14 protein-coding genes are annotated in these 13,244 nt (G+C 72.2%); 3 read left to right on the top strand and 11 right to left on the bottom strand.

Translation table 11 applies throughout. From position 1 onward, the window contains the following. Nucleotides 1-232 precede the first annotated feature (232 nt). Nucleotides 233-646, bottom strand: coding sequence for a hypothetical protein (locus IIE03_RS03030; protein ID WP_192861249.1), 414 nt, complete (start codon nt 644-646; stop codon nt 233-235). Nucleotides 647-768: 122 nt separating this feature from the next. Here IIE03_RS03030 and IIE03_RS03025 point away from each other — a divergent pair, with 122 nt between their 5' ends. Then, the gene (locus IIE03_RS03025; RefSeq protein ID WP_192861248.1) at nt 769-1,425 is read left to right on the top strand and encodes a TetR/AcrR family transcriptional regulator; all 657 of its coding nucleotides are present in this window, start codon (nt 769-771) and stop codon (nt 1,423-1,425) included. 34 nt (nt 1,426-1,459) lie between these two features. Here IIE03_RS03025 and IIE03_RS03020 read toward each other — a convergent pair whose 3' ends face one another. The 5 genes from IIE03_RS03020 to rraA form a co-directional block, all read right to left on the bottom strand. Continuing rightward, a complete protein-coding gene (locus IIE03_RS03020) occupies nt 1,460-2,296 on the bottom strand; it encodes a DUF4328 domain-containing protein (protein ID WP_192861247.1) in 837 nt (278 codons plus the stop codon). Nucleotides 2,297-2,408: 112 nt separating this feature from the next. After that, nucleotides 2,409-3,110, bottom strand: a complete 702-nt coding sequence (locus tag IIE03_RS03015) for a DUF998 domain-containing protein (RefSeq protein ID WP_225997177.1) — start codon at nt 3,108-3,110, stop codon at nt 2,409-2,411. 89 nt (nt 3,111-3,199) lie between these two features. Continuing rightward, entirely contained in the window at nt 3,200-4,885 is a 1,686-nt protein-coding gene (locus IIE03_RS03010; RefSeq protein WP_192861246.1) for a ribonuclease J, read from the bottom strand. A 40-nt stretch (nt 4,886-4,925) separates the two neighbouring features. Beyond that, complete coding sequence (gene dapA, locus IIE03_RS03005) at nt 4,926-5,915, bottom strand: 4-hydroxy-tetrahydrodipicolinate synthase (RefSeq protein WP_192861245.1); 990 nt, start codon at nt 5,913-5,915, stop codon at nt 4,926-4,928. Nucleotides 5,916-6,025: 110 nt separating this feature from the next. Beyond that, on the bottom strand, nt 6,026-6,490 hold the full coding sequence (gene rraA / locus IIE03_RS03000; protein WP_192861244.1) for a ribonuclease E activity regulator RraA: 465 nt from the start codon (nt 6,488-6,490) through the stop codon (nt 6,026-6,028). Between the two features lie 77 nt (nt 6,491-6,567). Between rraA and IIE03_RS02995 the strand changes: the two genes are divergently transcribed. Together IIE03_RS02995 and IIE03_RS02990 are read left to right on the top strand one after the other, a co-directional pair. Continuing rightward, nucleotides 6,568-7,077: a GNAT family N-acetyltransferase gene (locus IIE03_RS02995; protein WP_192861243.1), complete on the top strand. Its 510-nt coding sequence runs from the start codon at nt 6,568-6,570 to the stop codon at nt 7,075-7,077. Nucleotides 7,078-7,241: 164 nt separating this feature from the next. Further along, nucleotides 7,242-7,712, top strand: a complete 471-nt coding sequence (locus IIE03_RS02990) for a hypothetical protein (RefSeq protein WP_192861242.1) — start codon at nt 7,242-7,244, stop codon at nt 7,710-7,712. Here IIE03_RS02990 and IIE03_RS02985 read toward each other — a convergent pair. The 5 genes from IIE03_RS02985 to rpsO form a co-directional block, all read right to left on the bottom strand. Next, complete coding sequence (locus IIE03_RS02985; protein WP_192861241.1) at nt 7,679-8,182, bottom strand: hypothetical protein; 504 nt, start codon at nt 8,180-8,182, stop codon at nt 7,679-7,681. The two genes, IIE03_RS02990 and IIE03_RS02985, sit on opposite strands and share 34 nt — an antisense overlap. Next, nucleotides 8,179-8,943 carry a 4-hydroxy-tetrahydrodipicolinate reductase gene (gene dapB / locus IIE03_RS02980; RefSeq protein ID WP_192861240.1) on the bottom strand — a complete coding sequence of 255 codons (765 nt, stop codon included), beginning with the start codon at nt 8,941-8,943 and terminating at the stop codon, nt 8,179-8,181. The genes IIE03_RS02985 and dapB overlap by 4 nt, the downstream gene beginning before the upstream one ends. Before the next feature lie 4 nt (nt 8,944-8,947). Continuing rightward, nucleotides 8,948-10,282 carry a M16 family metallopeptidase gene (locus IIE03_RS02975; RefSeq protein ID WP_192861239.1) on the bottom strand — a complete coding sequence of 445 codons (1,335 nt, stop codon included), beginning with the start codon at nt 10,280-10,282 and terminating at the stop codon, nt 8,948-8,950. A gap of 1 nt (nt 10,283) precedes the next feature. Further along, the gene (locus IIE03_RS02970) at nt 10,284-12,539 is read right to left on the bottom strand and encodes a polyribonucleotide nucleotidyltransferase (protein ID WP_192861238.1); all 2,256 of its coding nucleotides are present in this window, start codon (nt 12,537-12,539) and stop codon (nt 10,284-10,286) included. A gap of 196 nt (nt 12,540-12,735) precedes the next feature. Continuing rightward, nucleotides 12,736-13,005 (bottom strand): 30S ribosomal protein S15, encoded by a 270-nt coding sequence (gene rpsO / locus IIE03_RS02965; RefSeq protein WP_192861237.1) that lies wholly within the window; start codon nt 13,003-13,005, stop codon nt 12,736-12,738. Nucleotides 13,006-13,244 lie beyond the last annotated feature (239 nt).

The following is a 13,244-nucleotide window of genomic DNA, read 5'->3' as shown; positions in this document are numbered from 1 at the left end:
CGCCGCCTGCCGGCTTGCGCGCCGAGCTCGCGCCCGTGGCCTTGCGAGGCCGGGGCGCATGCTTGCGTGGGGTGGACTTCCGGGACTTTCCGCTCCGGCCGCCGCCCGTGCTGGTTCGGGTCGCCATGATGCTGCCCACGGTAACGAGGCACACCGACACACCCGCGCACCCGACCCGGTGTGTCCGGTTCCTGCAGGACGCCGGAGGTCGGATCCCGCCGCGAGGTGCCGGTCAGGACAGGAGCATGCCCACCGCGAGCGTGACCACCCCCGCGCCCAGGAACGCCGCTCCGGCCGGGAACAGGATCCGGAATCCGTTCGGCTCGGTGCGGCCCGCTCCCATGGCGCTGAAGAAGAAGCCGCCGGGCAGCAGGATCGCCGCCACGAGTACGCCGGTCGCGCCGAGCCAGTGCCAGAAGCCGGTGAGTGCCGTCGCCGCCTCCGCGAGGACGACGCACACGAGGCCGAGGGTCACGAGCACGCCCGCGTGGGCATGCCCGGCTCGGAAGAACATTCTCTGGAAATCGGTGGCCGGCACGCGTCCGGTACCGACCCGGAGCAGGAAGAACCCGCCGGATTCGATGCCTACCACGGTCAGCAGGACGATGGCGGTGGTGAGGCGCGCGCCGTCGGACAGTTCGAGCATGGTCTTCCCCTTACGTGTGGGTCACTGCGTCCGCGAACCGGCGTCGTCCATCGGCCCGCGTTTAGGAACACTGTTATAAAACACTGTTCGCAAACGCGCGTCAAGGCTCTTACACTCTGGACATGGCACGTCCCCGCACGCACGACGACGCCCTGCGCACCCGGCTGCTCGAGGTCGCCTCCCGGACGACGTCCGAGCGCGGCGAGGCGGCGGTCACGGTGCGCTCGGTCGCCGCGGAGGCGGGCACCAGCCCCTCCGCGGTCTACGCGCTGTTCGGATCGCGCGAGAAACTCCTCGCCGCGGTGACCGCCGAGGGCTTCCGGCGCTTCGCCGAGCACCTCGCCGCCGTGCCGCGCACCGCGGACCCGCTCGCAGACCTGCGCGCCCTCGGCCTCGCCTACCGCACCTCGGCCCTGGCCGACCCGCACTTCTACCGGGTCATGTTCGAGCGCGGCGTCGAACGTCCCGGCGACGGCGGGGACGCCGACAGGGACGACGACACCGGGGAACCGGGCGCCTCACCGGAAGGAGACCCCGGCGGCGGGCACGTTCCCTCCACCGGCCGGAGCACCTTCGGCGTCCTGCGTGACGCCGTCGCGCGCGTCCTCCCCCGGGCCTCCGCCGAACGCGTCGAGACCGTGGCGCTCGGCCTCTGGGGCCTGGTCCACGGGCTGGTCTCGCTGGAACTGGCCGGCCGGTTCGACGACGGCCCCGAGACCCGCGCCCGCCGCTACGCCGAGACCCTGGGCACCCTGGGCCCGCTCCTCATGACAGGCTGACCACGCGCGTTCCTTCCTCAGGCCGGGTGGATGATCATGCGATCGGTGTGACTTCCCACTCCCGTTGCGCCGCCGCCAGTTCGCGGATCATGGCTACCCAGAGCCAGCACGCGATGCCGGTGAGTACCGCCGCGAGCCCCTCGAACACCGGATAGGAGCCAACTGCCGACGTGAGTGGCGCGGTGCCCAGGGCACCGCCCGTCAGGCTGGTCGTGATCTGATCGAGAAAGAGCACGATGAGCCAGCAGGCCCACCACCCGCCCATCCCCGCCATGAGCTTGTTCCGGATGGTCGCGCGCCGGACGTCGGCGACCACGAGATAGGGGAACCACAGGCTGACCACGGGGACGACCCAGCCGAGCCACGCCCACACGGCGCCACGGCGATGCCGGTACGCGGGGTTGACGGACTCGGCGAACTTCCGGCTCTCGTAGAGCCAGAGGCTACCGACGACGAAGATCGCGACGGTCAGCGGGAGGAGCAGGATGCCGACGATGTCGTAGGCGACGTACTCGGCGTCGGCATAGGTCAGCCCCTGGTCCGCCGCGTCGGCCCAGACTGCCGCGGCGGGAATCGACAGCACGGCCATCACGAGTCGCACTGCGGCATAGGCGATGGCGAGCGCTGTCGCCGCGGTCGCCGACCCCGCGGGCACCCTGGGACGCACCATCGGGTAGCCGTGGCCAGGACCCGCAGGTTGCGCCCGCGCCGTCCGGAGGCCCGTCAGGTTCGGCGAGGACCCGGCATTCGCCACGGGAGGCGCGAACAGCCCGGCGTCACCGGCCACCGGCCCGGTCCCGCCGGCTCCGTCCGGTCCGCCCTGGCCGGGCTGTGGCGCATACGGCGGCTGGTGCGGCGGTTGCTGGGGCATGGTCGTGGTCTTCCTGTCGAGCGAGACGAACCCGCCGACGCTATCGGCTCAATGCCGGTCAGAACGGTCGACTCCGGGTGAATCCCAGTCACGATCAGGACACAGAAGCCGCTCACGCCGCGTGCCGTCCCGTGTCCGGGTGCGGCACCGTGCCGTAGACACGGACGGACGCCGCCGCGAGCCAGGCGAAGCCCGCGACCACCGCGAGCCACAGCAGAGCCATGCCGGCCGGCCCCAGGGCGACGCCGCCCAGGAACCCGACGAGGACGACGATCCCGGCCACCAGCGACAGCACGGAGAACGGCCGGTCGCCCCGCCGGGCGAACCAGCGTCCGAGCAGGAACGCCCCGACGGCGAGCGCGACGAACCCGATGCCCCCGAACGCGAGGTGCAGGATTCCCGACGTCCCCGGCTCGGTGGCCCCCTCCTGCCCGGGCGGGAAGCCGGGCATGGGGTCGGGCGGGAAGACCGCGCTGAGGATCATGGCCCCGCCGTAGATGCCCACGGCGATTCCGGCCCCGCGGGCACCGGCACGGGCCAGACCGATGCCGGCCACGAGCACCATGGCCCCGCTGAGCGCGAGGTTCGTGATCTGCATCCAGCCGCCGTCGCCGAGCATGAGCACGCTGAGCGGGTGCCGGGAGAAGTCGAACCCCTCGCGGGTCACGGCCAGTATCAGCCCCACGACCAGGTAGAACGGGCCGGCGACGACGCCCCAGCCGAGCATCGACCGGGTGACGGCGGCACCCGTGTCGAAACCGTCCGGCGGCCCCTCCGGTGTCTGCGGCGAAGACGAATGACGAACGTCGGACATGACGACCTCCCTGAGCCGATGATCCCTCCCGTCGAGGCGATCTTCCTGGTGGACGATCACCGACGTCGCGAATCATCGGCCCAGGAGCATCACGCCTCCACGACCACCGGGACGATCATCGGCTTGCGGCGCAGCTTCGTCGCGACGAAGCGGCCCACCGTGCGGCGCATGATCTGCTGGAGCTGGTGCGTGTCCGTCGCTCCGCCCGCGACCGCCGTTTCCAGCGCGCTGGTGATCTCGGGCAGGACCGGGTCGAAGACCGCAAGGTCCTCGGCCATGCCGCGCGCGAGGATCTGCGGCCCGGCGAGCACCTTCCCCGTCGCCGTGTCGATCGCGGCGTAGACGGAGACGAAGCCCTCCTCGGCCAGGATCCGGCGGTCCTTGAGCTCGGCGTCACCGATCTCACCCACCGACGAGCCGTCCACGAACACGTACCCGCACGGCACGGCACCCACCACGGACGCCTTGCCGTCCACGAGGTCGACGACGACGCCGTCCTCCGCGAGCACCACGCGGTCGGCGGGGACACCGGTCTTGACCGCGATGGACCCGTTCGCCACGAGGTGCCGCACCTCGCCGTGCACGGGCATGACGTTGCGCGGCCGGATGATGTTGTAGCAGTACATGAGCTCACCGGCGCTGGCGTGACCGGACACGTGGACCTTGGCGTTCGCCGAGTGCACCACGCGCGCACCGAGCCGGGTGAGCCCGTTGATGACGCGGAACACCGCGTTCTCGTTGCCCGGGATCAGCGAGGAGGCCAGGATGACGGTGTCGCCGCTGGTCACCTGGACCCTATGGTCCCCGTTCGCCATGCGGCTCAGCGCCGCCATCGGCTCGCCCTGCGATCCGGTCGACATGTAGACGATCTTGTCGTCCGGCAGACTGTCGGCCTTCTTCACGTCGATGAGGACGCCGGGCGGCACGTCGAGGTAGCCGAGCTCGGCGGCGATACCCATGTTCCGCACCATGGACCGTCCCACGAACGCGACCCGCCGGCCGTGCGCGTGCGCCGCGTTGAGCACCTGCTGCACACGGTGCACGTGCGAGGAGAACGACGCCACGATGATCCGCTTGTCCGCCTGCGCGAACACGCCGTCGAGCACCGGGCCGATCTCGACCTCGGGCGTGACGAAGCCCGGCACCTCGGCGTTCGTGGAGTCGACCATGAACAGGTCGACGCCCTTCTCCCCCAGCCGCGCGAAGGCCCGCAGGTCCGTGACGCGCCCGTCCATCGGCAGCTGGTCCATCTTGAAGTCGCCGGTGTGCAGCACCGTCCCGGCGCCGGTGGTAACGGCGACGGCGAGCGCGTCGGGGATGGAGTGGTTCACCGCGACGAACTCGCAGTCGAAGACGCCGAACTGCGCGCGCTGCCCCTCGGCCACCTCGCGGGTGACCGGCTTGATGCGATGCTCCTTGAGCTTCGCCTCGATGAAACCGAGCGTCAGCTTCGACCCCACGAGCGGGATGTCCCGGCGCAGCCGCAGCAGGTAGGGCACGGCGCCGATGTGGTCCTCGTGCCCGTGGGTGAGCACGATCGCCTCGATGTCGTCGAGACGGTCGGCGATGTACTCGAAGTCCGGCAGGATCAGGTCCACGCCGGGCTGGTTGTCCTCGGGGAAGAGGACGCCGCAGTCGATGACGAGCAGGCGCCCGTCGTACTCGAGGACGGCCATGTTGCGGCCCACCTCCCCGAGCCCGCCGAGGGCGACGACTCGTAGCCCGCCCTTCGGCAGCTCGGGGGGCAGGGGTAGTTCAGGATGTGGGTGACTCAAAGGGCCTCCAGGCCTCGTTCTGACAAAGTCTCAAGATCTGCTAGCCGGGCGTGACGATCGCGGGATGCCCCACGATCGCCGTCGCCTCCTCGGGGAGCTCCGGCGGCGACATGGGTGTCGCGCTCTGCGGGATCACTCCCGCGGCGATCAGCACCGCGCGGAGCGTCGCCACCTCGTGGTCGCTCGCGGCGACATTGGGCAGCCGCAGCGTGCGGTGCTCCAGGACACCCTGGGCCTGCAGCGCCGCCTTGGCCATGACCGCCTGCGCGCCCGCGCCGTTGAGGGCGCCGACGACGGGCATCACCTGCCGGAACGCGGCCAGCGCCCCGGCGTGGTCCCCGGCGTCCCACCGGCGCACGACGTCGGCGTACTGGGCGCCCACCACGTGCGCCGACACGGACACGATGCCCGCCCCGCCCACGCTCAGGAACGGCAGGAGCAGGCCGTCGTCGCCCGAGTACCAGGCGAGGCCCGTGGCCTCGATCAGCTGCGCCGCGGACCACACGTCGCCCGTGGCGTCCTTGTTCGCGATGATCCGCGGGTGCTCGGCGATCTTCACGAAGGTCTCGGGCGCGATCCGCACGCCGGCGCGTCCCGGGATGTCGTAGAGCATCACGGGCAGGTCGGTGGAGTCGGCGACGGCGGCGAAGTGCCGGATCAGGCCCTCCTGCGTGGGCCGCGAGTAGTACGGGGAGACGACGAGCAGCCCGTCCGCGCCCGCCTCGGCGGCCTGCTCGGCCATGCGGATGGCGTGCGCGGTGTCGTTCGAGCCGGCGCCCGCGACGATCGCGGCGCGGTCCCCGACGGCCTCCGTCACGGCCGCCACGAGCTCCGCCTTCTCCGGGGCGTGGGTGACCGGGGACTCACCGGTGGTACCCGACAGGACCAGCCCGTCGTTGCCGTCGTCGACCAGTTTCTTCGCCAGCTTCACCGAGGCCTCGAGGTCGATCGCGCCGTCGGGCGTCATCGGGGTGACCATCGCGGTGAGGAGGGCGCCGAACGGGCGCGCCGTCGTCCTGGGAAGAACCATGAGGATACCGTACCGTCCGGATCCCGGTATCCGCGCCTCTCGTCAGCCGCGCCCGGGCCACCGAGCGCCTCCTCGCCCCCCGAAGGCCGGCCCCGGCACCGAGTCTCTGCTCAGCGCTCCACGAGCACCCCGTCCCGGTCCGCCCACACCGTCGCGCCCGGCCGGAAGACGACGCCGCCGATCTCCACGGGCTCGTCCACGACCCCGGCGCCCGCCTTCGCGGACTTGCGCGGGTTCGTCCCAAGGGCCTTCACCCCGAGTCCGAGGCCGCCGATCGCGATGGAGTCCCGGATCGCGCCGTGGATGATCGCCCCCGCCCAGCCGTTCTCCACCGCCGACGCCGCGATGAGGTCCCCCATCAGCGCGGACCGCAGCGAGCCGCCGCCGTCGACCACGAGCACCGCGCCTGCGCCGGGCGTCGCGCACACCGCCTTGACCAGCGCGTTGTCCTCGAAGCACCGGATCGTGCGCACCGGCCCGGAGAACTCGGCGACGCCGCCGAGGTCTCGCAGCTGGAGCGGGAGCGAGGCGAGTTCCTCGCCACGCTCGTCGTAGAGATCCGCCGTCGCCACCATCTGATCCTCCGTCTCACTGTCCCGTCGGCGCTCACGATACTCAGGCTCGCAAGCCGGGCGTGACGTAGGGTTCCCGCATGACGCTGTTCCGCGAGCTCGCCGACGTCTCCGTCCGGCCCGCCGTACCGGGCGACGAGACGGCCGTGACCGCGATCCAGCTCGGGGCGTGGCGCGCCACCCACGACGCCGTCCTCGGCGAGGGCGTGATGGAGCGTCTCGACGCGGACGTCATGCGCGAGCGGTGGAAGGCGGCGATCGAGACCGCGCCCGGACCGGGGTTCGCGGTGCTGGTCGCGCTCGACGGCCCCGAACTCGTCGGCTTCGCCGCCGTCGCCCCGGGCCAGGTCATGTCGCTGGAGGTGGAGCCCGGCCACCGCCGGGCCGGTCACGGCTCGCGCCTGCTCGCCGCCGCCGTCGACCGGTTGCGGGCCGACGGCGCGCAGGAGGTCGTCACCTGGGTGCTCGACGGCGACACCGCACGTGAGCGGTTCCTCGCCGACTGCGGACTCGGCGCCGACGGCACCGAGCGCACCCTCGCGACCGGCCCCCGGACCGTCGTCGAACGCCGGTGGAGCGCGGCCATCTGACGTGCCGGCTGACCTGCCGGGCCGCCGTGGGAGCGCCGGGCGGACGATGCGCTGCCGGGACCCGCGCCGCCCGGAGCGCCGGCCGGATCCGCCCGGCCCCGCGGAATCCGAAGGTTCACCGGCACGTGACACCCCCGTGACATCCGCTTGTCACCATCACGGACATGGGGATAGTGACGGAGTACTTCGCGGCGGCGACCGACGAGGCCGCAGCTGAGGCTCTGCGCGTCCCCGGCGGCCCGTGCACGCCGGCGGACGGCAGTCTCCCGCGGTTCGACGCCGTCACGCTGCCGTCCCTCGACCCGTTCGTCATGCTCGCGGGCCTCGCGCAGGCGCTGTCCGGCCGGCCCTACGGGGAGATCACCGCGGACCCACGCCACGGCGCCCTGGTCGGCAGCAACGGCGACGAGGGCCCGTGGATCGTGACCGTCACGGAGGACCTCACGAAAGATCTCGCGTCCGTGGCGCCCGCCCGCCTGGCACGCGTGACCCGCGACTGGATCCGTGAGACAGAACCGCCTGTCCCCGCGCACCGGCTCACGTCGGCCGTGCTCCTGCTGGCGGAGCTCGCCACCCGTGCGGTCGCCGACGGCCGCGGGCTCTACTGCTGGACGTCCCTCGGCGCCGAGCCGTAGAGCCCGACGGCCCTGCGCAGCGTCGCCCGTGCACGACGGCGGTCGCCCGCGGCATCGTAGGCAAAGGCAAGGTGGTACCAGGCGCGCCAGTCGCCGGGCTCGGCCTCCACCGCCGCGCGTCGGTCCCCGAACGCCTCGTCCGCGGCCGCGCGGTCGATCCGGCCGCCGGCCGAGCGCGGCAGGTCGTCGACAGGCAGGTCCCCCGCGGCGGCGAGGGCGTCGGCCATGGCCTGTACGCGCGCGGCCAGCCAGAACTCGCGCGCGATGAAGGCCAGCACCAGCAGCGGCAGCACGAGGATCGCCGCGCCGATGCCGATCAGCACCGGCTCACCGGTGCCGATCATCGCCAGGCCCCGCCCGGCCACCGCCCAGACGTACAGGGCGAGCAGCGCGGTGACGGCCAGCGCACCGACCAGGCCCCGCGGCAGGCGGCGCCGCGACGCGGATCCGTCCTGAGGCACGTCGCTCATGCCAGGTCCAGCACGTGCTCGAGGCCCACGGTCAGCCCCGGCCGGTCCACCACGGCCCGCACCGCCACGAGCACGCCCGGCATGAACGACGAGCGGTCGAACGAGTCCTGCCGGATGACCAGCTGCTCGCCGGGGTTCCCCAGGAGGATCTCCTCGTGCGCCACCAGGCCGCGCAGCCGCACGGCGTGCACGCGGACGCCGTCGATGTCGGCGCCGCGCGCCTCCCATCCGGACTCGGTCGCGTCCGGGGAGGCGGGCAGGCCCGCTTCGGCCCGGGCCGCGGCGACGGCGACGGCCGTGTGGCGGGCCGTGCCCGACGGCGCGTCCACCTTGTCCGGGTGGTGCAGCTCGATGACCTCGACCGACTCGAACCAGCGGGCGGCCTTCGCCGCGAAGGACATCGCCAGCACGGCCGACAGCCCGAAGTTGGGTGCGATGAGCACGCCCAGGCCGTGCGCCCTCGTGGCGTTGAGCCGCTCGAGGTGCTCGGCGACCCGGCCACGCGACGCGTCGTCCCAGCCCGTCGTGCCGACGACGGCGTGCGCACCGGCGTCGAGCACGGCGTGTACGTTCTTCTCTGCGGCCGAGGGCACCGTGAAGTCCACGACGACGTCCGCCCCGGACAGCGACCCGCCCGTGATCGGGTCGTCCTTGTCCAGCCGCGCGACGAGCGTCATCCCGTCGGCCGCCTCGACGGCGGCGCAGGTCTGCGTGCCCATCCGCCCGGCCGCGCCGAGCACGGCCACCTTGATCTCGGTCACTCCGTCAACCTTCCTGTCCGAACGGTCCCACGCGGACCACCGAGCGCGGGCGGGACGCCAGATCCCGGGCCAGGGCTCGCACGTCCTCGCGCGTGACGGCGCGGATGCGAGCCAGGTTCTCCTCCAGCGAGAAGAGCTCGCCGTACACCAGCTCGGCCCGGCCCAGGCGGCTCATCCGGGACCCGGAGTCCTCCAGCCCCAGCACGAGGGACCCGCGCAGCTGCCCCACCGACCGGATCAGCTCCGCCTCGGTGATCCCGTCCTCGGCCAGCCGCTCCAGCTCGTGGACCAGCAACTTCTCCACCTGCTCCGCCTTCGCCGGGGCGCATCCCGCGTAGAGGCCGAAGGTCCCGAGCCCGCCGTGCCCGGCCGCGAACGAGTACGTCGTGTAGGCGAGGCCGCGCCTCTCGCGGACCTCCTGGAACAGGCGCGACGACATGCCGCCGCCGAGCACCGCGTTCAGCACGGAGAGGGCGAAGCGGCGGTCGTCGGTCGCGGCGAGCCCCGTGCCCCCCACGATAATGTTCGCCTGTTCCACCGAGCGTTCCACGGTACGCGTCGCACCGCGGGTGGGAATGCCCTCGGTCTGCGGGGTCGAGTCGCGTCGGTCGCGCGGCGCGATCGCCTCCTCCAGCGCCCAGCCGCCCTCGGTCAGGGCGTGGACCACCAGGTCGCACAGCTGGTCGTGGTCGACGCCGCCGGCCGCCGCCACGACGAGCGTGCCCGGCTCGTAGTGGGTCTGGTAGTGGTCCCAGACGGCATCGCGGGGCACGGCGCCGATCGTGTCCGCCGTCCCGCCGATCGGCCGGCCCAGCGGGTGCGAACCGAGCACGGCGGCGGAGAACTCCTCGTGCACGACGTCGGCGGGGTCGTCGTCCGTCATGGCGAGTTCCTCGAGGATCACGCCACGCTCGGTCTCCAGCTCCGTCGCGTCCAACCGGGCACTGGTCACCATGTCGGCGATCACGTCGACCGCCATCGGCAGGTCGGCGTCGAGCACGCGCGCGTAGTAGCACGTGTGCTCCTTGCCGGTGGCGGCGTTGGCCTCGCCCCCGACGGCGTCGAACGCCTCGGCGATGTCGAGGGCGCTGCGCCGCTGCGTACCCTTGAACAGCAGGTGCTCCAGGAAGTGCGTGGACCCGAAGTGCCCGTCGGTCTCGTCGCGGGAGCCGACGCCGACCCAGGCGCCCACCGTCGCCGAGCGCAGGCCCGGCATGTGCTCGGTGATGACGCGAACGCCGCCGGGCAGGACGGTGCGACGGATGGTCGCGCCGTCCTGCCCGGCGGTCAGGTCGGCACCGGGCTCACCCGCGACCGCGAGTGGCAGGTGCCAGGGCATCTCAGGCTTCCGCGCCGGCGGGCGCCGCCTCGGGTGCGTCGGACTCCGCCGCGTCGGCCGGTTCCTCGCCCTCCTCCGTCACGGCGACCAGCGAGAGCTTGCCACGCGGGTCGATCTCACCGATCTCGACCTGGACCTTCTGGCCGATGGAGAGGACGTCGTCGACGTTCTCGATGCGCTTGCCGCCCACGAGCTTGCGGATCTGGCTGATGTGCAGCAGCCCGTCCTTGCCCGGGGACAGCGAGATGAACGCGCCGAACGACGTCGTCTTGACGACGGTGCCGACGAACCGCTCGCCCACCTCGGGGACGTGCGGGTTGGCGATCGCGTTGATCGCCGCGCGGGCGGCCTCGGCCGAGGGGCCGTCGACCGCGCCGATGTAGACCGTGCCGTCGTCCTCGATGGAGATGTCCGCGCCCGTCTCCTCCTGGATCTGGTTGATCATCTTGCCCTTGGGCCCGATGACCTCGCCGATCTTGTCGGTCGGCACCGTGATCGCGATGACGCGCGGCGCGTTCGGGGACATCTCGTCCGGCGTGTCGATGGCCTCGGCGATGACCTCGAGGATCGTGAGGCGGGCGTCGCGCGCCTGCCCGAGGGCGGCGGTGAGCACCGACGCCGGGATGCCGTCCAGCTTGGTGTCGAGCTGGATCGCCGTGACGAACTCGCTGGTGCCGGCGACCTTGAAGTCCATGTCGCCGAACGCGTCCTCGGCGCCGAGGATGTCGGTCATCGCGGCGTAGCGGGTCTCGCCGTCGACCGTGTCGGAGACCAGGCCCATCGCGATGCCCGCGACCGGGGCCTTGAGCGGCACGCCGGCGTTGAGCATCGAGAGCGTGCTCGCGCACACCGAGCCCATCGACGTCGACCCGTTGGACCCGAGGGCCTCGGACACCTGGCGGATCGCGTACGGGAACTCCTCGCGGCTCGGCAGCACCGGCACGAGCGCACGCTCGGCGAGCGCGCCGTGACCGATCTCGCGGCGCTTCGGGCTGCCCACGCGGCCCGTCTCACCGGTCGAGTACGGCGGGAAGTTGTAGTTGTGCATGTAGCGCTTGCGCGTCACCGGGCCGAGCGAGTCGATCTGCTGCTCCATGCGCAGCATGTTCAGCGTGGTGACACCCAGGATCTGGGTCTCGCCGCGCTCGAACAGCGCGGAGCCGTGCACGCGCGGCAGCACCTCGACCTCGGCCGACAGGGTGCGGATGTCCGCGAGCCCGCGGCCGTCGATGCGGACGCCCTCGGTCAGCACGCGCTGGCGCACGAGCGCCTTCTGGAGCGAGCGGTAGGCCGCCGAGATCTCCTTCTCGCGCCCTTCGAACGGCTTGCCCTCGCCGGCGAGGTCGGCGACCAGGCCGTCCTTGATCTCGTCGAGGCGGTTCTCGCGGTCCTGCTTGTCGGCGACGGCCAGCGCCTCGCGCAGCGGCTCGGTGACCGCGCCCTCGACCGCGGCGTAGGCGTCGTCCTCGTAGTCCGGGAAGAGCGGGAACTCCTGCGTCTCCTTGGCGGACTGCGCGGCCAGCGCGGACTGCGCGTCGCACAGCGACCTGATGAACGGCTTGGCCGCCTCGATGCCCTCGGCCACGACCTCCTCGGTCGGGACGGTGGCGCCCTCGCGCATGAGCTTCATCGCGTCGTCGGTGGCCTCGGCCTCGATCATGGCGATCGCGATGTCGTCACCCACGACCCGGCCGGCCACGACCATGTCGAAGACCGCGCGCTCCTTGTCGGAGTGCTTCGGGAACGCGACCCACTGGCCGTCGATCAGGGACACGCGCACCGCTCCGGCGGGGCCGGAGAACGGCAGCCCGGACACGTGCGTCGAGGCCGAGGCGGCGTTCATGGCGAGCACGTCGTAGGCGTCGTCCGGGTGCAGCGCCATGACGGTGATGACGATCTGCACCTCGTTGCGCAGGCCCTTGACGAACAGGGGGCGCAGCGGACGGTCGGTGAGGCGGCAGGTGAGGATCGCCTCGGTCGACGGACGGCCCTCACGGCGGAAGAACGAGCCGGGGATACGGCCCGCGGCGTACATGCGCTCCTCGACGTCCACCGTGAGCGGGAAGAAGTCGAACTGGTCCTTGGGATGCTTCCCGACCGCGGTGGTCGACAGCAGCATGGTCTCGCCGTCGAGGTACGCGGAGACGGCGCCGGCGGCCTGCCTGGCCAGGCGGCCCGTCTCGAAGCGGATGGTGCGGGTGCCGAAGCGACCGTTGTCGATCACGGCCTCGGCGAACTGGATCTCGGGACCCTCCACAGGTTCCCTCCCTTTCTCGATCGGCGCCCTCGCCGCCCGTAGCGGTCATCGATCGAGACCCACCGAACCGCTGTTCGGGAGGCCACTACCGAGGACCGGACGCGGGCTGCGCCGGCGCGCTGTGTGGTTGTACTTACATCTCACCAGACCAGCCCGGCCCCCGCAGGAGGGACCGGGCTGGTCTCGGAGCTCGTCGTCAACGGCGCAGACCGAGGCGCTCGATCAGCGCGCGGTAGCGGTTCACGTCGATCCGCTGGAGGTAGCCCAGCAGGCGACGGCGCTGGCCCACGAGGAGCAGCAGACCACGACGGCTGTGGTGGTCCTGCTTGTGGGACTTGAGGTGCTCGGTGAGGTCCTTGATGCGCTGCGTCAGCAGGGCGACCTGCACCTCCGGGGAGCCGGTGTCGGTCGGCGTCTTCCCGTACTCGGCGATGATCTGCTGCTTCGTGGCGGTGTCGAGCGGCATGGCTCTCCATTCGTGTCGTTGCGCGGTGCTCCCGGACCGATTCACGGGGCGCTCTGGATCCGCGGCCGTTCAGACGGCGCTCCTACCTTACCCGCTGCGCGACGTCGGTCGTGGTCGGGCGGGCTGTGACGTTGCCCGTCGCCGTGGCGCGGGCGGCGGCCTCGTCGCCCGGCCGGCGGGCCGGGGCGGTCCCGCCGCCAGGGGCGCCAGGACGGCCGGCGCTCAGGAAGCGCTCGGGT

The organism is Myceligenerans pegani (assembly GCF_014892515.1).
GTDB classification, from domain to species: Bacteria; Actinomycetota; Actinomycetes; order Actinomycetales; family Cellulomonadaceae; genus Myceligenerans; species Myceligenerans pegani.
The sequence above is the reverse complement of the archived record's forward strand: the minus strand, read 5'-3'. Positions and strand labels throughout refer to the sequence as shown.

What these genes read in the sequence shown, in the direction of transcription:
- IIE03_RS03030 (WP_192861249.1), bottom strand. Translation starts at nt 646, where the DNA reads ATGCTCGAACTGTCCGACGGCGCGCGCCTCACCACCGCCATCGTCCTG.
- IIE03_RS03025 (WP_192861248.1), top strand. Translation starts at nt 769, where the DNA reads ATGGCACGTCCCCGCACGCACGACGACGCCCTGCGCACCCGGCTGCTC.
- IIE03_RS03020 (WP_192861247.1), bottom strand. Translation starts at nt 2,296, where the DNA reads ATGCCCCAGCAACCGCCGCACCAGCCGCCGTATGCGCCACAGCCCGGC.
- IIE03_RS03015 (WP_225997177.1), bottom strand. Translation starts at nt 3,110, where the DNA reads ATGTCCGACGTTCGTCATTCGTCTTCGCCGCAGACACCGGAGGGGCCG.
- dapA (WP_192861245.1), bottom strand. Translation starts at nt 5,915, where the DNA reads ATGGTTCTTCCCAGGACGACGGCGCGCCCGTTCGGCGCCCTCCTCACC.
- rraA (WP_192861244.1), bottom strand. Translation starts at nt 6,490, where the DNA reads ATGGTGGCGACGGCGGATCTCTACGACGAGCGTGGCGAGGAACTCGCC.
- IIE03_RS02995 (WP_192861243.1), top strand. Translation starts at nt 6,568, where the DNA reads ATGACGCTGTTCCGCGAGCTCGCCGACGTCTCCGTCCGGCCCGCCGTA.
- IIE03_RS02990 (WP_192861242.1), top strand. Translation starts at nt 7,242, where the DNA reads ATGGGGATAGTGACGGAGTACTTCGCGGCGGCGACCGACGAGGCCGCA.
- IIE03_RS02985 (WP_192861241.1), bottom strand. Translation starts at nt 8,182, where the DNA reads ATGAGCGACGTGCCTCAGGACGGATCCGCGTCGCGGCGCCGCCTGCCG.
- IIE03_RS02975 (WP_192861239.1), bottom strand. Translation starts at nt 10,282, where the DNA reads ATGCCCTGGCACCTGCCACTCGCGGTCGCGGGTGAGCCCGGTGCCGAC.
- rpsO (WP_192861237.1), bottom strand. Translation starts at nt 13,005, where the DNA reads ATGCCGCTCGACACCGCCACGAAGCAGCAGATCATCGCCGAGTACGGG.